The sequence below is a fragment of the Pseudomonas lini genome (assembly GCF_030812475.1).
GTDB classification, from domain to species: domain Bacteria; phylum Pseudomonadota; class Gammaproteobacteria; order Pseudomonadales; family Pseudomonadaceae; genus Aquipseudomonas; species Aquipseudomonas lini_A.
In genome coordinates, this window is record NZ_JAUSSR010000004.1 from 1 (window position 1) to 21,870 (window position 21,870).

Annotated in this window: 17 protein-coding genes; 6 read left to right on the forward strand and 11 right to left on the reverse strand. The window is 61.1% G+C overall.

The genetic code is table 11. The features are described 5' to 3' along the window. Nucleotides 1-133: 133 nt before the first annotated feature. From J2W17_RS08820 to J2W17_RS08860, 9 genes are all read right to left on the reverse strand, one after another. Entirely contained in the window at nt 134-577 is a 444-nt protein-coding gene (locus tag J2W17_RS08820; protein WP_307332450.1) for a CopD family copper resistance protein, read from the reverse strand. Nucleotides 578-677: 100 nt separating this feature from the next. After that, the gene (locus J2W17_RS08825) at nt 678-1,118 is read right to left on the reverse strand and encodes a CBS domain-containing protein (RefSeq protein ID WP_150767278.1); all 441 of its coding nucleotides are present in this window, start codon (nt 1,116-1,118) and stop codon (nt 678-680) included. Nucleotides 1,119-1,163: 45 nt separating this feature from the next. Beyond that, on the reverse strand, nt 1,164-1,541 hold the full coding sequence (nirD, locus tag J2W17_RS08830) for a nitrite reductase small subunit NirD (RefSeq protein WP_307332455.1): 378 nt from the start codon (nt 1,539-1,541) through the stop codon (nt 1,164-1,166). After that, entirely contained in the window at nt 1,541-4,102 is a 2,562-nt protein-coding gene (nirB, locus tag J2W17_RS08835) for a nitrite reductase large subunit NirB (RefSeq protein WP_307332458.1), read from the reverse strand. The genes nirD and nirB overlap by 1 nt, the downstream gene beginning before the upstream one ends. A gap of 754 nt (nt 4,103-4,856) precedes the next feature. Further along, nucleotides 4,857-6,923, reverse strand: coding sequence for a maltose alpha-D-glucosyltransferase (gene treS, locus J2W17_RS08840; protein WP_307332461.1), 2,067 nt, complete (start codon nt 6,921-6,923; stop codon nt 4,857-4,859). A 171-nt stretch (nt 6,924-7,094) separates the two neighbouring features. Further along, the gene (gene mdeB, locus J2W17_RS08845) at nt 7,095-9,794 is read right to left on the reverse strand and encodes an alpha-ketoglutarate dehydrogenase (protein ID WP_307332464.1); all 2,700 of its coding nucleotides are present in this window, start codon (nt 9,792-9,794) and stop codon (nt 7,095-7,097) included. 366 nt (nt 9,795-10,160) lie between these two features. Next, nucleotides 10,161-11,447, reverse strand: coding sequence for an NAD(P)/FAD-dependent oxidoreductase (locus tag J2W17_RS08850; RefSeq protein ID WP_307332468.1), 1,287 nt, complete (start codon nt 11,445-11,447; stop codon nt 10,161-10,163). Nucleotides 11,448-11,499: 52 nt separating this feature from the next. Next, nucleotides 11,500-12,990 (reverse strand): aldehyde dehydrogenase, encoded by a 1,491-nt coding sequence (locus J2W17_RS08855; RefSeq protein WP_307332473.1) that lies wholly within the window; start codon nt 12,988-12,990, stop codon nt 11,500-11,502. Nucleotides 12,991-13,257: 267 nt separating this feature from the next. After that, nucleotides 13,258-14,634 (reverse strand): glutamine synthetase family protein, encoded by a 1,377-nt coding sequence (locus J2W17_RS08860; RefSeq protein ID WP_307332476.1) that lies wholly within the window; start codon nt 14,632-14,634, stop codon nt 13,258-13,260. 280 nt (nt 14,635-14,914) lie between these two features. Here J2W17_RS08860 and J2W17_RS08865 point away from each other — a divergent pair, with 280 nt between their 5' ends. The 5 genes from J2W17_RS08865 (at nt 14,915) to J2W17_RS08885 (ending at nt 20,333) form a co-directional block, all read left to right on the forward strand. After that, nucleotides 14,915-15,676 (forward strand): gamma-glutamyl-gamma-aminobutyrate hydrolase family protein, encoded by a 762-nt coding sequence (locus tag J2W17_RS08865; protein WP_307332479.1) that lies wholly within the window; start codon nt 14,915-14,917, stop codon nt 15,674-15,676. 316 nt (nt 15,677-15,992) lie between these two features. Then, nucleotides 15,993-17,135, forward strand: a complete 1,143-nt coding sequence (gene potA / locus J2W17_RS08870; protein ID WP_307332482.1) for a polyamine ABC transporter ATP-binding protein — start codon at nt 15,993-15,995, stop codon at nt 17,133-17,135. A gap of 29 nt (nt 17,136-17,164) precedes the next feature. Next, complete coding sequence (locus J2W17_RS08875; protein WP_307333325.1) at nt 17,165-18,046, forward strand: ABC transporter permease subunit; 882 nt, start codon at nt 17,165-17,167, stop codon at nt 18,044-18,046. Next, nucleotides 18,043-18,927, forward strand: coding sequence for an ABC transporter permease subunit (locus J2W17_RS08880; RefSeq protein ID WP_307332486.1), 885 nt, complete (start codon nt 18,043-18,045; stop codon nt 18,925-18,927). Before J2W17_RS08875 ends, J2W17_RS08880 begins: the two co-directional genes overlap by 4 nt. A gap of 308 nt (nt 18,928-19,235) precedes the next feature. Further along, a complete protein-coding gene (locus J2W17_RS08885) occupies nt 19,236-20,333 on the forward strand; it encodes a polyamine ABC transporter substrate-binding protein (protein ID WP_307332488.1) in 1,098 nt (365 codons plus the stop codon). Between the two features lie 363 nt (nt 20,334-20,696). Here the strand turns inward: J2W17_RS08885 and thpR are convergent, their stop codons facing one another. Then, nucleotides 20,697-21,236 carry an RNA 2',3'-cyclic phosphodiesterase gene (gene thpR / locus J2W17_RS08890; RefSeq protein WP_307332491.1) on the reverse strand — a complete coding sequence of 180 codons (540 nt, stop codon included), beginning with the start codon at nt 21,234-21,236 and terminating at the stop codon, nt 20,697-20,699. 60 nt (nt 21,237-21,296) lie between these two features. On the opposite strand from thpR, the gene J2W17_RS08895 reads away from it, so the two are divergent. Continuing rightward, on the forward strand, nt 21,297-21,491 hold the full coding sequence (locus J2W17_RS08895) for a hypothetical protein (RefSeq protein WP_307332494.1): 195 nt from the start codon (nt 21,297-21,299) through the stop codon (nt 21,489-21,491). Nucleotides 21,492-21,504: 13 nt separating this feature from the next. Here J2W17_RS08895 and J2W17_RS08900 read toward each other — a convergent pair whose 3' ends face one another. Next, nucleotides 21,505-21,858, reverse strand: coding sequence for a DUF1428 domain-containing protein (locus J2W17_RS08900; protein WP_307332497.1), 354 nt, complete (start codon nt 21,856-21,858; stop codon nt 21,505-21,507). Between the last annotated feature and the right edge of the window lie 12 nt (nt 21,859-21,870).

The following is a 21,870-nucleotide window of genomic DNA, read 5'->3' on the forward strand; positions in this document are numbered from 1 at the left end:
CCCCTGTAGGAGCCGGCTTGCCGGCGAAGGCGGCGTCACATGCAGCAGAGTTGTTGGCTGACAGACCGCTTTCGCTGGCAAGCCAGCTCCTACAGGGGATCGGTGGCGTTCGCCGATTTTGTGTCCTTGGCGATCACCACGTCAGGTAAAACATGCCCTTGGCCAGCAGCACGATAACGATCATGTGGCAGAACAGGCTGCCGTGGATGAAATGCAGGTAGCGAGCATTCATCCGGCCGCTCTTGAACAAGAACATGGCTGTCAGGAAATGCAGGAGCACGCTGGCGGCGACCGCGATTTTCAACGCCAGCAAGGTGCCGAACGATGACGCCAGGGGTGCCGCGAGGGCTGGCAGGTAGCGCAGCCAGACCATGCCCAGCCCCGCGCCGAACAACACCAGCAGCACCCACGGCATCAAGGTGCGGGCCCGGCGGCCGATCCCCTGCTCGACCAGCAGCATTACTCTGGCCGGCAGCTGTTTGCGGATGCTTTCCAGAAACAGCACTTCGAAGAACACAGTGCCGATGAAGATCAGGGCGGCAAACAGATGCAGGGTCAGAATCAGCGGATAGATCATGATGAGCGCCACTGGCGGGGTGTCTCTGCAGACTACACAGCCGGACGCCCCACCCGGTTGACACCGATCAAGAAAGCCCCACACCCTGGCGCCGGACCGATCAGTGCCCGCGAATGTAGTGCTCCAGTTGCCGGATCAAATCGGCCTGCTCAACGATGGCTTCCTTGACCAGGTCACCGATCGACAACAGCCCGATCAGTTCACCGCCCTCCACCACCGGCAGATGGCGCAGGTGGCTGTCGGTCATGACCGCCATGCACCGCTCGATGCTGTGCTGGCTGTCCGCCGTGACTACCGGCGCACTCATGATGGCCCTGACCGGGGTGCCGACCGACGAGCGTCCCTGCAGCACCACCTTGCGTGCGTAGTCGCGCTCGCTGATCACGCCCACCACCTGCCCGTCTTCAATGACCGGCAGCGCGCCGACGTTCTTTTCGGCCATGATCTTCAGCGCTTCAAGGACCATCACGTCTGGCGCGACGCTGTGCACCTGGCGGTTTTGCACCACCTTCAGCTTAAGTAACTGTGCGGCTGTTTTCATAAGAGTCTCCGATACTGTTGCGTCCTGACCCGAAGGAGCGTGGCATCAAGCCACCCCCACCTCCACCACGCCGTCATTCAAGCGCACCGGCCACACCCGCAGACGCTGCTGCGGGTATTCCAGGCAACTGCCGTCCTCCAGACGAAAGTGCTGCTTGTAGATCGGCGAGGCAACGACCAGGTCACCCTTGATGCTGCCGACCAGGCCGCGACCGATGACGTTCGCCCCGGATTGCGGGTCATGGTTGTCGATGGCGTACAGCGTCTTGCCGTGAACGCTCGGCAGGTAGAACAGCGCCACTTGTGCGCCGTCGAGCCAGACGACCACGCCGGAGTTGCTGACCAGGTCCTGTTGCTCGCACACCGATTGCCAGACATCGGTGTTGGCCAGGGATTCGACACGCTGGGTAGTGGACTGGCTCATCAGACAATCTCCTCGATGACAGGGATAAGGTTGAGTTCGGCGGCCATGATCGGGCGCCGCTGGCCGCGTTCCTGGACAAAGTGGATGTCCGGGTCCGGGCGTTTATCGTTGACGAAGGTGCGAAAACGCTTGAGTTTTTCCGGGTCCTTGAGGGCGTTGACCCATTCACATTCGTAGCGATTGACCACCAACTGCATCTGCGACTCGAGTTCGGCGCCCAGGCCCAGGCTGTCGTTGATGATCACGTCCTTGAGATAATCCAGGCCGCCTTCCAGGCTTTCGCGCCAGACCGAGGTGCGCTGCAGTTTGTCGGCGGTGCGGATGTAGAACATCAGGAAGCGGTCGATGTAGCGGATCAGGGTCGCATCGTCGAGGTCGGTGGCGAACAGCTCGGCGTGACGCGGGCGCATGCCGCCATTGCCGGCAATGTAGAGGTTCCAACCCTTCTCCGTGGCGATCACGCCAACGTCCTTGCTTTGTGCTTCGGCGCATTCACGGGTGCAGCCGGACACGGCGAACTTGAGCTTGTGCGGCGAGCGCAGGCCCTTGTAGCGGTCCTCGATGGTCAGGGCCATCTGCACGCTGTCCTGCACGCCATAACGGCACCAGGTACTGCCGACGCAGGACTTCACCGTGCGGGTCGATTTGCCGTAGGCGTGGCCGGTCTCGAAGCCGGCTTCGATCAGTTCGGCCCAGATGTCCGGCAACTCGTGCAACTGCGCGCCAAACAGGTCGATGCGCTGGCCGCCAGTGATTTTGGTGTAGAGGTCATATTTCTTCGCCACCACACCGATGGCGATCAGTTTGTCGGCGGTGATTTCGCCGCCGGGAATGCGTGGCACCACCGAGTAGGTGCCGTTCTTCTGCATGTTGGCCATGAAAGTGTCGTTGGTGTCCTGCAACGGCACCAGCGAGGCGTCCATGATCGGCTGGTTCCAGCACGAAGCGAGGATCGACCCCACCGCCGGTTTGCACACATCGCAGCCGGTGTGGCCACGGCCGTGTCTGGCCAACAGTTCTTCGAAAGTGATCACCCCTTCCACGCGCACCAGGGCGTACAGCTCCTGGCGGGTATAGGCGAAATGTTCGCACAGGCTCTTGTCGACGCTAACGCCACGGGCAATCAGTTCATGCTCGAACACCTGCTTGAGCAACCCGGCGCAACCGCCGCAACCGGTGCAGGCCTTGGTCTGCGCCTTGAGCAGGCCGAGGTCGGTGCAGCCACCGTCGATGGCCGAGCAAATGGAACCCTTGGTGACGTTATGGCACGAGCACACCGTGGCCGACTCGGGCAACGCGCCGGGACCCAGGGTCGGCGCGCCTTCGGATGAGGGCAAAATCAGGCTGGCCGGTTCCGATGGCAGCGCGATGGCGTTCTGCATGTATTGCAGCAGGGTGTCGTAATAGCTGTTGTCGCCGACCAGCACCGCCCCGAGTACATGCTTGCCAGTGGCATCCACCACCAGGCGTCGATAGCTGGCGCTGGTTTCGTCGATGAACTGATAGCTGCGCGCGCCGGGTGTGTTGCCGTGGGCGTCGCCGATGGAGCCGACATCGACCCCCAGCAATTTGAGTTTGGTCGACATGTCGGCACCGGTGAACGGCTCGGCGACCTGGTGGCACAAGCGCGCCGCGACGCTGCGCGCCATCTGGTAGCCGGGGGCGACCAGGCCGAACAGGCTGCCGTTCCAGGAGGCGCACTCGCCGATCGCGTAGATGTTCGGGTCGATGCTCAGGCAGTGGTCGTCAATCACCACGCCACCGCGCGGGCCGATGTCCAGCGCGCATTGACGGGCCAGCGCATCTTGCGCACGGATACCGGCGGAGAACACCACCAGGTCGGTTTCGAGAAATTCGTCGTTGGCGAAGTTCATGCGGTAGCGGTAGTCCTGGCCCGCACTGATCGATTGGGTGGCGCGGGACAGGTGCACACCGACGCCCAGCCGTTCGATCTGCGACTTGAGCGCCAGGCCACCCATCTCGTCCAGTTGCACCGGCATCAAGCGCGGGGCGAACTCCACCACATGGGCTTCCAGACCCAGGCTTTTCAGCGCGTTGGCGGCCTCAAGGCCGAGCAGGCCACCGCCGACCACCACGCCGCGGCGGGCGTTGGCGGCCGCGGCACGGATCGCATCGAGGTCTTCCAGGGTGCGGTAGACCAGGCGCGAGTCGCCCTCGGCGCCTTCGATCGGCGGTACGAAGGGATAGGAACCGGTCGCCAGCACCAGCTTGTCGTAGGCGACGCAACCTTGCGCGGTGATCACCTGGCGGCGGGCGCGGTCGATTTCCAGCACCGGCACGCCCAGGTGCAGGGTAACGCCCGGGGTCTGGTACAGCGCCGCGTCGGACAACGCCAGCGACTCGGCATCACGGCCGGTGAAATACTCGGAAAGGTGCACACGGTCGTAGGCGCGCATCGGCTCCTCGCTGAACACGTGCAGCCGATAGTGATCAAGGGCACCGCGCTCGATCAGCTGTTCGACACAATGATGTCCGACCATGCCATTGCCGATCACGACCAGCGTTTGCAGTTTGTTCAACGCGGCAACATTGGAATTCATAAGTAGTACCCGGCTCAAGCCCGTCACGGTTCAAAAATGCAAAAAAAAACGCCTGAAACCTTGCGGTTCCAGGCGTCTTTGCCTGTTCTTTTGCGGTGTTGAAACCAGACGTCTATGCCTGATTCACCGATGTTGCCCACGTATCGATCGTCGTTGACCGAGGGGGCTGCCCACTCGACTGTATTCGCGGCGGGCCTGTTGAGGGTTATGCAGCGTTTGTGCCAGAACCTGCGGACAGCCCTTCAGGCCTGCGTATCCGGCGCTTGGCGCTGCAAGGGCACACGGATCAACATCCATGGTTTTGCCTTCGCATAGTGCAGCGGCGCGCATCAGGGCTTTATAAAAGTGCATGGATCACGCTACTTCAAGACAGACGCCTCGCGAGCCCGGTCTCAAAGCCTCGGTCATGTACTTGAGCGGCGACCATATCAAGACGGCCTCGGGTGACGACCAGAAGGAATGTGCTGACCTCTTCGCTGGCAAGCCAGCTCCTACATTTGATCTCGCCGGGCGCAGGATGCGTGTGCACCCCGATCCCCTGTAGGAGCTGGCTTGCCAGCGAAAGCGGTGTGACAGGCGACATCGATGCTGGACGTGCTGGCCTCTTCGCTGGCAAGCCAGCTCCTACATTTGATCTCGCCGGGCGCAGGATGTGTGTGCACCCCGTTTTGATCTTCGGTCTGAGCGCTGACAATGCACAAACAAAAACGCCACTCTGAAAACGAGTGACGTTTTTTATCCGGAGAATGCCGCCCTAGATCATCGGCGAACTACTGACCACCCGCAGCGCCAACCCTTCATAGGCATCCAGGGTGATGGTGAAATCGCCCTCCGGCGTGAGATCACCTTCCACCCGTTCATTGATGATGTCGACCACCGGCCCGGGCGCGATATTAGGCAGATGCAGGGTTTCGGTGATCGGTGTCGAGCCGAAGTTCAGCGCGGTGATTTGCGTGCCTTTGCCGGCCGGCAATTCGTGAACCATGACCAGCAACCCCGGATGCTCCACATCCGGCACCAGGATCTGGCGGCTGGCGGCGATGTCGTAGGCGCGGCGCGCCGCGAGAATCTTCTGCAGCTGCGAGGCGAACGAATCCGGGTCGTCCAATTGACTGATCAGGCTGCCGTACAAGGTTTGCGCCCGTGGCATCTGGCCCGCCGACAGCGGTGCGTCGGGATTGAGATCGACCAGGTCATAGGCGCCGCGATGAATCCAGCGGGTATCGCCGTCGAGCATCAAATCGGCGACCTGCTCCGCCGGCAACGGCAATGCACCCACCAGGTCCCAGCCCGACAGGGCGAACACCCCGGGCTGCATGGCGTTGTACATCACCAGCAGCAAATGGACCTGGCGAATCTGCTGGATATCCGCCGGAGTAATCGCATCGAGGTCGCGAATGCCGAGCGCCGCGGTGATGATGCTGGCGGTGGTGCAAGACACGCCGTTGGTGACAAATTTCAGGTTATAGGGCGCGTGCTCTCCGGCCAGGCGTTCGTACATCTGCTCGCGGATGTGCTCGCGCAGGATGTTGCCGGGAAAGGTCTGGCCTTGATAAAGGAAGGTGTCATGGGCATGCAGGGTCCAGAAATGCACCAGTTCCAGGGTCAGTTCGTCATGGTTCTGCAAGGCATGGATCAGTGAGCCCGGGTCGATGCCCAGGTTATGCATCTGCCGCAGCATCAAGCGCAAGAATTCGGTGTCACCCATCAACAGCGCGTGCTGGTAGGCCGGTCGGGTGATGAAGTCATACGAAAGGTCGGCGCCACCGTGGGACATGGAGGCGATGTCGTCGACCGTCAGGTTCAATTCCTGAAAACTGAAGCCGCCGGCCTTGCGAATCGCGCCGCCCAGCAACTGGTTGCCGGTGATCGACAACGGGTGGCTTTCGGACCACGCGGTGCCATCCAGCTTGCGTTCTACGCCGAGAAAGCCGTTGGCGTCCAGACGCAGGATCTTCGCGCCCATGACATCGATCGCATGCAAGGCATCGCCGATGATCATCTGCTGCGCGGCGAAGGTCGGGTCCAGCCAGTTCAACGACGGTTGCCCCTCCTTGAAATAATGCAGGTAGACCCAGCGTCGCGGCTTGCCGTCGACTCCGATAACCACCGGCGTAGCGCTCCAGTCGGTTTCCTTGACCCCGGGTTCGAAGAAGATCACCCGCTGCAACTGGCCGACGATGTAATGTTTGTCCCGCAGAATGTCGACCTGTGGCGGGCTGAGGTTCTGCGAATCACGTCCCTCGGCGATATCCGGCAGCAGCGGCCAGTCCTCTTCGCGGATTTCCACCATATGGTAGAGCCCCGGATAGTCCTCATAGGCCATTTCAGCCAGGCGAAAATCCGCGCCTTTGCCGGTATGCGAAGGGATGACGTCATCAATGATGACCGCGTTGTGGGCGGCGGCCATGCGGGTCAGCGCGTGAAGCTGGGCGTCGGTGCCCAGTTGCGGGTCGATGTCGAAACTGATCCGGTCGAAATTGCCGTCGATCGTCGGGGTGAATTCGCCTTTTTTCAGTCCACCAGAGCGTTTCAGCGGGCCATTGTGAATCCCCTGGATACCGATTTTCGACAGCGCATGCCACAGGGTTTCATCGCCCAGGGCTTCGAGCACGGTGCCCTCTTCCCGGGTGATGATGGAAGCCGGGTACGCGGTGAACCACACCGACGCCAGGGCCGAAGCATCACGGGGCCGCGTATGGGCATAGGGCTGTTGCCACAACCGGCCTTGCCCGGAGTAAAGCCGGGCCCGCTGCCTTGCGGCATGCAGCATGGATTGCTCGACCAGCCAGGTTACTTGGTTCTTTTCAGCAGCCGTCATATAAACAATTACCTATTGTCGGGGTGAAACCGCAATCGGCCATTGCATCGGTATCAATGGCTCCGCTCGTCTTTATATGAGGCCCTGGCGTGGCATTCGTTGCATCACGGCGGCGTGATATCCACGTGGTCATGCCTGGTGACGCCGGTCGACCTGGTCAGAAGCCCGGCTTCAAGCTTTCCAGGGTTCCACTGCATCCGCGTCAATGGCATACCGCACAATGGCCTCGGCACAGACGCCGACGTCGAGGCGGCCCTCGTGTACCAGTACCGTCAGCGCACTCAAGACGACCTGATAACGGTCCACTTCAAAAAACCTGCGCAGCTGGCTGCGGGTATCGCTGCGACCAAAACCGTCGGTGCCGAGCACGGTGCAAGGGGCCTCGAGATAGCTGGAGATCAGCTGTGGCAAGGCACGCACGTAATCGGTGCAGGCAACGATCGGCGCTGCCCCGTCGAGCGAGGCCTGCACATGGCTGCGCCGCGGGGGCTGTGCGGGATGAAGGCGATTCCAGCGCTCCACTTCACGGGCTTCACGTGCCAGCTCTGAGTAGCTGGTCACGCTCCAGACCTGGCTGTCGACGTTCCACTCGCTGGCCAGCAGCTCGGCGGCGGCCACCACTTCGCGCAGGATGGCGCCGGAGCCCAACAGCCGGACTGAGCCGCGTGCCCCCGCGACCTGATGCCGGGCAAACAGATACATGCCCTTGATGATCGCCTGTTCGACGCCTTCAGGCAGGTTGGGCTGCGGGTAGTTTTCGTTCATCAAGGTGACGTAATAAAACTCGTCGACCTGCCGCTCCAGCATCTGGCGCATGCCGTGATCCAGGATCAGCGCAAACTCGCCAGCGAACGCGGGATCGTAGGCACGGCAGTTGGGCACCATCGACGCCATCAAATGGCTGTTGCCGTCCTGATGCTGCAGGCCTTCCCCGCCCAGCGTGGTGCGCCCTGCGGTAGCGCCGAGCAGGAACCCGCGAGCGCGCTGATCCGCCGCCGCCCAGATCAAATCGCCAACGCGCTGGAAGCCGAACATCGAGTAATAGATGTAGAACGGCAGCATCGGCAATCCATGCACCGAATAGCTGGTCGCGGCGGCCACCCAGGAACTGATGGCACCGGCCTCGCTGATACCCTCTTCGAGAATCTGCCCGTTCAGGGCTTCGCGATAACTGAGAATCGAACCGATGTCCTCCGGTTCATAGCGCTGCCCCACGCTGGAATAGATACCGATCTGCTTGAACAGACTGGCCATGCCGAACGTGCGCGCTTCATCCGCCACGATCGGCACGATGCGCGGTCCCAGCTGCTTGTCCCGCAGCAGGCCGCCGAGCATCCGCACGAAGGCCATGGTGGTGGACATTTCCTTGCCTTCGGCGGCAAGGGCAAACCCGGCGTAACTGTGGACATCGGGCACGGCCAATGATGGTGAAGTTGCCGGCCGCGAGGGCATGTACCCGCCCAACGCACAGCGGCGTTCATGCAGGTAGCGTATTTCAGCACTGTCCTGCCCGGGCTTGAAAAAGCTCAGCGACACCGCCTGCTCATCGGTCAGCGGCAGGTTGAACCGGTTGCGGAATGCGAGCACGGCCTCGTTATCGAGTTTCTTCTGCTGATGGACGGTCATCTTGCCCTGCCCGGCAGTGCCCATGCCGAACCCTTTCTTGGTGTGCGCCAGAATCACCGTGGGTTTGTTGCCCTCGCGCAGTGCATGTTGGTACGCGGCAAAAATCTTGACCAGGTCGTGACCTCCGCGCTTGAGGCGGTCGATCTGCTCGTCGGTCAAGCCCTGGGCCAACGCCGCCAACGCCTCGTTCTGGCCGAAGAATCGCTCGCGGTTGAAACGCCCGTCTTTTGTCGCGAATGTCTGGAACTGGCCATCGACGGTGCTGGACAATGCCTGGACCAGCGCGCCGTCCTGATCCCGGGCAAACAGCGCGTCCCAGTCTGAGCCCCAGACCAGTTTGATCACATTCCAGCCGGCACCGCCGAACAGTGCCTCCAGCTCATCGATGATGCGCCCGTTGCCGCGGACCGGACCGTCCAGGCGCTGGAGGTTGCAGTTGATCACCCAGACCAGATTATCCAGCCCTTCCCGTGCCGCCAGCGTCAGGGCCGACATGCTTTCCGGTTCATCCATTTCCCCGTCGCCAAACACCCCCCAGACGGTGCGCCCGCAGGTGTCCAGCAGGCCGCGGTGCTCCAGGTAACGCATGAAGCGCGCCTGGTAGATCGAACTGATCGGACCGATGCCCATGGACCCGGTCGGGAACTGCCAGAAGTCCGGCATCAGCCAGGGGTGCGGATAACTCGACAACCCCCGTGCGCCATGGGCGCGCGCGCCGATCTCCTGCCGATAGTGCTGCAGATCCCTTTCCTCCAGGCGTCCCTCGAGAAAAGCCCTGGCATAGACGCCTGGCGCCGAGTGCGGCTGGTAGAACACCAGGTCACCGCCGGTCGATTCGGTGCGCGCCTTGAAGAAGTGGTTGAAACCCACTTCGAACAGGTCTGCGGCGCTGGCGTAACTGGCGATATGCCCGCCCAATTCGCCATAGGCGTAATTGGCCCTGGCCACCATCACCAGGGCATTCCAGCGCATGATCGATGCCAGACGCTCCTCGATGGCCAGGTCCCCTGGAAACACCGGTTGTTGTTCAACGCTGATGGTGTTGATGTAGGGCGTGCCATGACTGGGCCGCCAGCCGATGTCCGAAGCGCTGGCCACGGCCACCAGCATGTCCAGGATCTTTTTGGCCTGCGCCGCGCCGCCGTGGGCGATGACGGACAGCAACGCATCTCGCCATTCTGCGATTTCTTGAGCGTCTTCAGGGGGCTGGCCCGGTAATGGGGCTTGGAGATCGGGCGGGATCATGGGCATCTCCTGCGAAGAACAGGTAACCATAGATGTAGGGGCGAGCTTGCTCGCGATGGATTCAAGAGCACCGCGTTTAACCAGTAAGCACGCGTTATCGTTGACGACCATCGTCGGAACGCCGCCCGGAGCAAGCTCGCTCCTACAGAGCGCCGCGTTTAACCAGCAAACACGCGTTATCGTTAACGACCATCGCGAGCGAGCTCGCTCCTACAGGGGCCGCATCCGGGCGTCGTCGATTCAGTAACAGGATAGTCGTGACAGGACTGGATGACGTAGCACGTGTGCGACGCCGATCTCACAGGGAATTGCAGAGGGTCTGAATCCGGCGGCAGCCTTTCGGGGAGGGCCGCCGGAGGGTCGGGATCAGATGCCGAAACGGTCACGCAACGCGTAGTACGCGGCGCCCATGGCAGTGAGCGGGGCCTGGAAGGTGCGGCCGCCGAGCATGGGCATGTGTGGCAACGATGCGAAAGCATCGAAGCGTTCGGCGTCGCCGCGGATCATCTCCGAGATGAGTTTGCCGGCCAGGTGCGAGCAGGTGACGCCGTGGCCGCTGTAGCCTTGCATGTAGTAAGCGTTTTTCTCTATGCGGCCAAATTGCGGCATGCGCGACATGGTCAGCAGGAAGTTGCCGGTCCAGCGGTAGGCGATTTTCACATCCTTGAGTTGCGGGAAGGTCTTGAGGATCTTCGGTTTGATCAGCTGTTCGATGTCGTCCGGTTCGCGGGCGCCATAGACCACGCCGCCGCCGTAGAGCAGGCGGTTGTCGGCGGTAAGGCGGTAGTAGTCGAGCAGGTAATTGCAGTCTTCGACGCAGTAGTTGTTTTTGATCAGGCTGCGGGCGACTGTTTCGGACAGCGGTTCGGTGACGACGATTTGCGAGCCGCAGGGCATGCTTTTGCGGGTGACGCGGTTGTCCAGGTCCTGCGGCAGGTAGGCATTGCCGGCGATCAGCAGGTATTTGGCGCGGACCAGGCCTTTGGCGGTGCGCACAGTGATCGGTTCGCCATAGGTGATTTCCACGGCGGCGGATTGTTCGTAGATCTTGCCGCCAAGGCCGATGATGGCCGAGGCTTCGCCGAGGGCCAGGTTCAGCGGATGGATGTGGCCGCCCTGGAGGTCGAGCAGGCCGCCGACGTAGTTGTCGCAGCCTACTTCGCGTTTGATCTCGGCGGCGTCGAGCATTTTCAGGTTTTTGTTGCCGTAGCGTTCCCAGCTGCTTTTCTGCTCGGCCAGACCTTTGAGTTGCTTTTTGTTCAGCGCGGCGAAGATGCCACCCGGGCGGTAGTCGCACTGGATGTCGTAGTGCTGTATGCGCTGACGGATGATGTCGGCGCCTTCGAAGATCATGCTGCCGAGGACTTCGGCGGTCTTGTCGCCGTAGCGTTCTTCGATCACGTCGACGTCGCGGCTGTAGGAGTTGACCAGTTGGCCGCCATTGCGACCGCTGGCGCCGAAACCGACTTTGGCGGCTTCGAGTACGGTGACGCTGTAGCCGGCCTCACAGAGGAACAGGGCCGAGGACAGGCCGGTGTAGCCGGCGCCGATTACGCAGACGTCGCAGTCCACCGCTTGTTCGAGCACCGGGAACTCGCCGGTGAAGTTGCGGGTGGCGGCGTAGTAGCTGTTTACATGTGTTGTTGTTTTCATACGTTTCTCCGATGGCCGCTGGCACCTGCCGGCGACCGCCGTTGTAGAGGTGTCAGAGCTTGATCCAGGTCGCTTTGAGTTCGGTGTATTTGTCGAACGCGTGCAGCGATTTGTCCCGACCGTTACCCGACTGCTTGAACCCGCCGAACGGCGCGGTCATGTCGCCGCCGTCGTACTGGTTGACCCAGACGCTGCCGGCGCGCAGGCCCCGGGCGAAGGTGTGGGCCTTGCTCAGGTTGCTGGTCCAGACACCGGCGGCCAGACCAAAGATGCTGTCGTTGGCGATGGCCAGGGCTTCATCGAAGGTGTCGAAGGTGATCAGCGACAGCACCGGGCCGAAAATTTCTTCCCGGGCGATGGTCATGGCGTTGGTCACGCCGTCGAAGATCGCCGGTTCCACGTACAGGCCACCGGTGGCTTCGAGCGTGCGGTTGCCGCCGGCGATCAGTTGCGCGCCCTGGTCTTTGCCGACCTGGATGTAGCGCAATACATTGTCCAGTTGACGCTGGTCGACGACCGCGCCGACGGTGGTCTCAGGATCGAGGGCGTGCCCCGGTTTCCACGCTTGCAGCGCTTCGACCAGCAGCGGGATGAATTGCTCGCGGATCGAACGCTCCACCAGCAGGCGCGAACCGGCGGTGCAGACTTCGCCCTGGTTGAAGGCGATGGCACCGGCCGCCGCTTGTGCTGCCGCGCGCAGGTCCGGCGCGTCGGCGAACACCACGTTCGGGCTTTTGCCCCCGGCTTCGAGCCAGACGCGTTTCATGTTGCTTTGCCCGGCGTAGACCAGCAGTTGCTTGGCAATCGCGGTCGAACCGGTGAAGGCCAGCACGTCGACATCCATGTGTAATGCCAGCGCCTTGCCGACTGTGTGGCCGTAGCCCGGCAGGACGTTGAACACGCCTTTGGGGATGCCGGCGTCCAGCGCCAGCCGGGCGATGCGGATCGCGGTCAGCGGCGACTTTTCCGAAGGCTTGAGGATGAACGAGTTGCCGGCCGCGAGGGCTGGGGCGAACTTCCAGCTGGCCATGATCAGCGGGAAATTCCACGGCACGATGGCAGCGACCACACCGGCGGGTTCACGGGTGATGAGGCCGAGTTGATCGTGGGGCGTGGCGGCGACTTCATCGTAGAGCTTGTCGATGGCTTCGGCGCTCCAGCGGATCGCGTTGGCGGTCGCTGGGATGTCGATGTTCATCGAGTCGTTGATGGGTTTGCCCATGTCGAGGGTTTCGAGCAGGGCGAGCTCTTCCTGGTTGGCCAGGATCAGGTCGGCGAAACGGATCAGGGTGCGCTTGCGTTCAGCGGGGGCCAATCGCGCCCAAACGCCGGATTCGAAGGTGCTACGCGCGACCGCGACGGCTTCGTTCGCATCGGCTTCGTCGGTGCTGGCGACATTGGCCAGAAACCGGCCGTCGACCGGGCTGATGCATTCGAAGGTGGCGCCGCTGAGTGCCGGGCGGTATTGGCCGTCGATGAAGGCGCGGCTTTCTATTGTTAGGGACTGGAAACGTTGTTCCCAGTCGCTGCGGGTGTTTGTCATGGTTGTGACTCGACGCAGGAGATTGTTGGGTTGTCTGCCGATAGGTCTTCGGTGTCGGGGGACATGGTGGTGACTGGTCTGGCACCTTCGCCGGCAAGCCGGCTCCTACAGGGTTTGTGTCGTACGCAAAAGATGTGAACGACAGCGATCCACTGCAGGAGCTGGCTTGCCAGCGAAAGCGGTGTCTGAGGCACCATCAATGATGAATGTGCCGCAGCCTTCGCCGGCAAGCCGGTCTCGCTCCCACAGTTGATCGGGGGTGCCGCTTCAGACGGTGTGCAAGTACCAGTTGTACTCCAGGTCCGAGATGGAGTTCTCGAACTCGGCCAGCTCGCTTTCCTTGCACGCCACGAACACGTCGATGTACATCGGGTCGATGTATCGCGACATGACCTCGCTGTCGGCCAGCTCGCGCAGGGCATCGCGCAGGTTGTTCGGCAGGCTTTGCTCGTTCTGCTCGTAGCTGTTGCCTTCTACCGGTGCGCCCGGTTCGATCTCGTGGGTCAGGCCGTGGTGGATACCCGCCAAAACCGAGGCCATCAGCAGGTACGGGTTGGCGTCGGCGCCGGCGACACGATGTTCGATACGCACCGCGTCCGCGGAACCGGTCGGCACACGCACCGCGACGGTACGGTTGTCGATGCCCCAGCTCGGCGAGTTCGGCACGTAGAACTGCGCACCGAAGCGCCGGTACGAGTTGACGTTCGGGCACAGGAAGGCCATCTGCGCCGGCAGGGTCTCGAGCACACCGCCGATCGCGTGACGCAGCGCGGCGTTCTGCTCGGGATCCTCGCTGGCAAAGATGTTGTTGCCTTCCTTGTCGAGAATCGAAATGTGCACATGCAGGCCATTACCCGCCTGGCCGGGATACGGCTTGGCCATGAAGGTGGTGTCCATCTCGTGGTCGTAGGCGATGTTTTTCACCAGACGCTTGAGCAACACCGCGTAGTCGCAGGCCTTGATCGGGTCGTTGACGTGATGCAGGTTCACTTCGAATTGCGCCGGGGCGCTTTCCTTGACGATGGCGTCGGCTGGAATGCCCTGCTCTTTCGCACCTTCGAGGATGTCCTGCAGGCAGTCGACGTATTCGTCCAGGTCGTCGATCAAATACACCTGGGTCGAGATCGGACGTTTGCCGGAGACCGGCGAGCGTGGCGACTGTGGGCGACCGTTCACGTTGTCCTGGTCGATCAGGTAGAACTCGAGCTCGAACGCGGCGCAGATGGTCAGGCCCATGTCATCGAACTTGCTCACCACCTGACGCAGCACTTCGCGTGGGTCGGCGAAGAACGGCTGGCCTTCGAGCTCGTGCATGGTCATCAGCAGTTGCGCGGTCGGGCGCTTCTGCCAGGGCTCGATGCTCAGGGTGTTGGGGATGGGAAAGCAGATCCGGTCCGAGTCGCCGATGTCCAGACCCAGGCCGGTGCTTTCCACCGTGGAACCGTTGATGTCCAGGGCAAACAGAGACGCCGGCAGGTTGATGCCTTTTTCGTAGACCTTATGAAGACTGGTGCGCTCGATGCGCTTGCCGCGCACCACACCGTTCATATCCGCAATCAGAAGGTCGACGTACAAAACCTCAGGATATTTCTTAAGGAATGCGTTTGCTTCGTTGAGTTGAACGGCACGCAGAGGGACCGACATGATGCACCTATTAGCTGTTAATTATTATGTTCACTACCTTGTTGCGAGCCCAGTCAATCCGAAAGGCAAAGTGAAGTCAATAGCGAACACCTGACCTTTAACCCTTTATTTTCGGCCCTTTTCTGGGGACGAGAGTGCCAGATCATCCTCGCACACTGGATAATTCCTAAGGATCGGACGTGCGGCGTTTAGAATTTTTTACATGAGAGTTGTTAATTAAAATCAACAAGGCTAAGCTCCGGAAAAGCTCGTTCAAGTGTGAAACTTCGAGGTGATAAAAATGGCATTCAAGCCATTGATCGGCGTTACAGCGTGCGTCAAACAGATTGGCCCGCACCCCTACCACATCAGCGGTGACAAGTACTTGCGTGCGGTCAGCGTCGCGGCGCTGGGGCTGCCCGTGGTCATTCCCTCCTTAGGCGACCTGACCGACATCGAGGACCTGCTCGCGCAGCTCGACGGTCTGTTGCTGACCGGTTCGCCCTCGAATGTGGAACCCTTCCACTATCAAGGCCCGGCCAGCGCCCCCGGCACGGATCATGATCCGGCGCGGGATGCCACCACCCTTCCTTTATTGCGTGCAGCCATCGCCGCCGGTGTGCCGGTGCTCGGTATCTGCCGCGGTTTCCAGGAAATGAACGTGGCGTTCGGCGGCAGCCTGCATCAGAAGGTGCATGAACTGCCGGGCATGCTCGATCACCGGGAAGCGGACAGCCCGGAGTTGGCGGTGCAATACGCACCGGCGCATGGGGTGACGGTGCAACCGGGCGGCGTGTTCGAAGCGCTGGATCTGCCGCAGGTGTTCCAGGTCAATTCGATTCATAGTCAGGGCATCGATCGACTGGCGCCCGGCTTGCGCTCGGAAGCGGTGGCGCCGGATGGTTTGATCGAGGCGATTTCGGTGGAAAACAGCCCGGGCTTTGCCGTCGGCGTGCAGTGGCATCCGGAGTGGCAGGTGCTTTCGAATCCTCCTTATTTGAGTATTTTCCAGGCGTTTGGCGAGGCGTGCCGGCAACGGGCCGAGCTGCGTAACAGGCGCTGACTTAACACACCCTTTTTATGCCCCCGCGAGTCAGGCGGGCGTGCCTTTGCGCGTCCGTGGCCAGCGAAACGACACACTGCAATAACAACAAGTACGACCAGGCAGCCAGGACGGCGGTGCCGAATAAGCCCAGGCGACACGGTCCCCTGTAGGAGCTGGCTTGCCAGCGAAAGGGCCCTTCCAGTCGACATCATTGTTGGCTGAAAGGACGCCTTCGCTGGCAAGCCAGCTCCTACAGGGGGGTGTCCCGGGTTTGCAATCCACTCTTAAGTCAGGCCGCGTTGGCCCGACGACTGAAACCTGTTGGGAGTTTCACATGGCAAACGCCTCCAGCGTCTACAGGAAGGCTCTTGAAGGTCACCAGGCACCGAAAAAGGTGCTGGTGAAAATCGACCGCGTCACAAAGAAATTCGACGAAACCACTGCGGTGGACGATGTCTCGCTTGAGATCCATCAAGGGGAAATCTTCGCCCTGCTCGGCGGTTCCGGCTCGGGCAAATCGACGCTGCTGCGCATGCTCGCCGGCTTCGAGCGCCCGACCGAAGGACGGATTCTGCTCGACGGTGTCGACATCACCGACATGCCGCCGTACGAGCGGCCGATCAACATGATGTTCCAGTCCTACGCGCTGTTCCCGCACATGACGGTGGCGCAGAACATCGCCTTCGGCTTGAAGCAGGACCGTTTGCCCGCCAGCGAAATCGACGCCCGCGTCGAAGAGATGCTGCGCCTGGTGCACATGACCCAGTACGCCAAACGTAAACCCCATCAGTTGTCCGGCGGTCAGCGTCAGCGTGTGGCCCTGGCCCGCTCCCTGGCCAAGCGGCCGAAACTGCTGCTTCTCGACGAACCCATGGGCGCGCTGGATAAAAAGCTGCGCTCGCAAATGCAGCTTGAGCTGGTGGAAATCATCGAGCGGGTTGGCGTGACCTGCGTGATGGTGACCCACGACCAGGAAGAGGCCATGACCATGGCCCAGCGCATCGCGATCATGCACCTGGGTTGGATCGCACAGATCGGCAGCCCGGTGGACATCTATGAAGCGCCGGTCAGCCGCATGGTCTGCGAGTTCATCGGCAACGTGAACGCCTTCGACGGCACGGTCGTGGAAGACCTGGAAGGTCACGCAATCATCCACAGCCCGGACCTGGAACAGAAGATCTACGTCGGTCACGGCGTCAGCACCTCGGTGCAGGACAAGTCGATCACCTACGCCATCCGCCCGGAAAAACTGCTGGTCAGCACCACCCGGCCCGAGACCCGCTACAACTGGTCCCAGGGCAAGGTGCATGACATCGCCTACCTCGGCGGCCACTCGGTGTTCTACGTCGAGCTGCCTGGGGGCAAGGTCGTGCAGTCGTTCATGGCCAACGCCGAACGCCGTGGCGCCCGTCCGACCTGGGACGACAAGGTCTACGTGTGGTGGGAAGACGACAGCGGCGTGGTGCTGCGCTCATGAACACACTCAATCAGCAGTTCCTGCGGCTGATGCCGAGTGGTCGTAAGCTCGTCATCGGGATCCCTTTCCTCTGGCTGTGCCTGTTTTTCCTGTTGCCGTTCTTTCTGGTAATGAAGATCAGCTTCTCGGAAGCGGCGCTGGCCATTCCTCCCTACTCAGAGATCTATACCTTCGCCGAGCAGAAATTCGAGCTGCTGCTGAACCTCGGCAACTACTCGCTGCTGACCCAGGATGAGTTGTACATCTCGGCCTACTTCGGCTCGTTGAAGGTCGCATTTTTCAGCACCCTGATGTGCCTGGTGCTCGGCTTCCCGATGGCCTATGCGATCACCAAAGCCAACAAGGAAACCCAGAACGTCCTGCTATTGCTGATCATGATGCCGACCTGGACTGCGATCCTGATCCGGGTCTATGCGTGGATGGGCATCCTCAGCAACAACGGTTTGCTCAACGGCTTCCTGATGTGGACCGGGCTGACCGACCACCCGATCGAGATCCTCAACACCAATACCGCGGTCTATATAGGCGTTGTTTACGCGTATTTGCCGTTCATGGTGTTGCCGCTGTACGCCAACCTGGTCAAGCACGATCAAAGCCTGCTGGAAGCCGCCTCGGACCTGGGCTCGAGCAACTTCAACAACTTCTGGAAAATCACCGTGCCGTTGGCCAGGAACGGCATCATCGCGGGCTCAATGCTGGTGTTCATTCCGGTGGTCGGCGAGTTCGTGATTCCGGAGCTGTTGGGCGGTCCCGAGACCCTGATGATAGGTCGTGTGCTGTGGCAGGAGTTCTTCAACAACCGCGACTGGCCGGTGGCGTCTGCGCTGGCGGTGGTGATGCTGTTAATCCTGATCGTGCCGATCCTGTTGTTCAACCGTAGCCAGGCCAAAGAGATGGAGGGTCGGGGATGAAACGCTTCGGATTTTCAAAGTTGATGCTGATTTTCGGCCTGTCGTTCATCTACTTGCCGATGTTGATCCTGGTGATCTATTCGTTCAACGCCTCGAAACTGGTAACCGTATGGGGCGGCTGGTCGTTCAAGTGGTACGCAGGCCTGCTCGATAACACGCAACTGATGGGCTCGGTGGTGCGCTCGCTGGAAATCGCCTGCTACACCGCGATTGCCGCGGTGGCGCTGGGGACCCTGGCAGCGTTCGTGCTGACCCGGGTGACGCGCTTCAAGGGCCGCACCTTGTTCGGCGGCCTGGTGACAGCGCCGCTGGTGATGCCGGAAGTGATCACCGGCCTGTCGCTGTTGCTGCTGTTCGTGGCCATGGCGCAATTGATCGGTTGGCCGATGGAGCGTGGCATCGTCACCATCTGGATCGCCCACACCACGTTTTGTGCCGCTTATGTGGCGGTGGTAGTCTCCGCCCGCCTTCGCGAGCTGGACCTGTCCATCGAAGAAGCGGCCATGGACCTCGGGGCGAAGCCGTTCAAGGTGTTTTTCCTGATCACCATCCCTATGATCGCACCGTCACTGGCGGCCGGCGGCATGATGTCGTTTGCCCTGTCGCTGGATGACCTGGTGCTGGCGAGTTTCGTCTCGGGCCCGGGTTCGACGACCCTGCCGATGGAAGTGTTCTCGGCGGTGCGCCTGGGGGTCAAACCCGAGATCAACGCCGTGGCCAGCCTGATTTTGCTGGCGGTATCGATCGTGACCTTCATGGTCTGGTATTTCAGCCGCCGTGCTGAAGCTAGCCGCAAGCGGGCGATTCAGGAAGCGATGGACCAGACCGCCAGCGAATCCTGGCAGCAGCCGAAAAAGCAAATGCTGGAAGCGACGGCCTAGTGCCGCCCGCCTTCACCTGTAGGAGCGAGCCTGCTCGCGATGGACTCCAGGGCGCCGCGTACTTCCAGGTAGCCCGCGTTATCGTTAACGTCCATCGCGAGCAAGCTCGCTCCTACAGGGGGGGCCGCGTACTTCCAGGCAGCCCGCGTCATCGTTAACGTCCATCGCGAGCAAGCTCGCTCCTACAGGGGGCCGCGTACTTCCAGGCAGCCCGCGTCATCGTTAACGTCCATCGCCGGCAAGCCGGTCTCGCTCCCACAGTAGGGCGGGTGTGATTTTTGAATAAAAGAGAAATGGAGTTTGTACCGATGAAAATGTTTGGCAGGACTCTGCTGACACTGTCCTTATTGGGCGCAATGGCTACCGGCGTCCAGGCCAATGACAAGGTACTGCGCGTCTACAACTGGTCGGATTACATCGCCCCGGACACCGTCAAGAAGTTCGAAGACGAGACCGGCATCCGCGTGACCTACGATGTGTTCGATAGCAACGAAACCCTGGAAGCACGGTTGTTGGCGGGCAAATCCGGCTACGACATCGTCGTGCCGTCCAACAGTTTCCTGGCCAAGCAGATCAAGGCCGGGGTCTATCAGGAACTGGACAAATCGAAGCTGCCGAACTGGAAAAACCTCAACCCGGTCCTGCTGAAGAACGCGTCGGCCAGCGACCCGGATAACGGGCATGCCTTCCCGTACATGTGGGGGTCGATCGGTATTGGCTTCAACCCGGACAAGGTCAGACAAGTACTGGGGGCCAACGCACCGACCAACTCCTGGGATTTGCTGTTCAAACCGGAAAACGCGGAAAAACTGAAGGCGTGCGGCATCAGCTTCCTCGATTCGCCGACCGAGATGCTCCCGGCTGCCCTGCACTACCTGGGTTACCCGGTCAATTCCCGGGACAAGGGGCAGATCGCCGAAGCTGAAGCGCTGTTCATGAAGATCCGGCCATCGGTGGCTTACTTCCATTCGTCGAAGTACATCTCGGACCTGGCCAACGGCAACATCTGCGTTGCCGTCGGTTACTCCGGCGACGTGCTGCAAGCCAAGGCTCGCGCGCAGGAAGCCGGCGATACCGTGAAGATCGACTACGGCATTCCGAAGGAAGGCGCCGGCAGTTTCTACGACATGGTCGCCATCCCGCGGGATGCGGCGAACGTGGAAAACGCCTACCTGTTCATGAACTTTCTGATGCGCCCGGACATCATCGCCGAGATCACCAACAACATCGGCTACAGCAATGCCAACGCGGCGGCCACGCCCTTGGTGGATGAGGCGATCCGCAATGATCCGGGGTCGTATCCGTCGCAGGCGGTGATGGCGACCTTGTATGCGATTCCGGATATGCCGATTGGCGTGCAGCGGGTGATGACCCGGGGGTGGACGCGGGTGAAGCTCGGTCAGTAGTTCACTTGAGTTTATCTTTGAACCTGCAATTGCCTTCGCCGGCAAGCCGGTCTCGCTCCCACAGGGGTCCGTGGTGGAACCCGGATTTGTTAACGGCGCCGACACTTGTAGGAGCGAGCCTGCTCGCGATGGACTCAAGGACGCCGCATTAATTCAGGCAGCCCACGTCATCGTTAACGTCCTTCGCGAGCAGGCTCGCTCCTACAGGGGTGGGCCAGACATAAAAAAAATTTTGCGTTGTTCAACGTTTTCGGTTCACGCAGCGCCTTACCACCGCTGCCCTCCTCCCTGACGAACGGCCTCACCTGGCTTCCTCGGTTCAGGTGAAGTTTGGCGCCCTCGGGCGCCTTTTTTTTGTTATGGCTACGACGGAACCAGCGGCCATTGCGCCAACGCCCGATAACGCCCTTTATGGGATTCGAACAAGGTGAAATATTCCGCCCGCAAAAAGAACTCGGGGGAAGTACCGGATTCAGGTACCGGCATTCGATAGTCGCGCATCAACGTGAGGTGCGGGCGAAACTCCTTCGGCGCATCTTCCATCCTGAACGGCAACATCGCCTGCTCCAGCGCATACACCAGACGCAACAACTCCGGCGGTGCCTGCTCCGGCGCCAGCACCAGCACCCCTGCCCTGCGCCAGACATCCAGGCGATCCAGCACCACCCGCAAAGGCACGCCCGGTTTTCGGACCTTCGCGGCGGCCGTACAGATTTCGGCAATCCGCGCCACGCCGACCGCGCCCAGAAACAATAGCGTCAGGTGAAAGTTTTCCGCCGGCACCGGGCGGCCGCTCCTGAGCTGCAGGTCCCCGCGCCATTGGGCAATCGCCTTGCGCTGGGCAGGCGCACAGTCCAGGGCAAAAAACAGTCGTTTCAACGGCTCGTGGGATTCGTCGCTCATTCGTGGCACCTCCTGACATCCAAGTTATAGTTCATCCAACCGATTCAACTGGAGGGGGCCATGAGAGAAATCATCAGCAGGGAGCCATGGTGGGCCGTGCCACCGAAACCCGGACAGGATGAGACCGAGCTGGAATGGGGTTGGCTGGTTCATTACAACGAAGGTGAGCCGCGCTTCGAGTTCGTCAGGGAGCGGCCGTCGGACAGCGAGATCCGTCAACGCAAGAGTTGCAGGATCACCCCGACGCCTGAGTGATCCTGGCGTGGGTTCAAGCCTTCACGAGCATGTCAAAACCGCCGAAGATCATGCGCTGGCCATCGAACGGCATCGGATTGACGTCGGGTCGCAGCCGCGGATCGGCCATGAGCTTTTCCATGCCCTTGTCCCGGGTGGCCTTGTCGGGCCAGACAATCCAGGAAAACACCACGGTTTCGTCGTCCTTGAGCTTCACCGCCATGGGAAACGACGTCACCTTGCCGTCAGGCACATCGTCGCCCCAGCATTCGGCAAGGCTGAGCGCCCCGTTCTCGATGAACACGGCGGCGGCGGATTCGGCGTGTTTCTTGAATTGCTCACGGTTGGCGGTGGGTACCGCAATGACAAAGCCATCTATGTAGGACATGGTCGTTCTCCT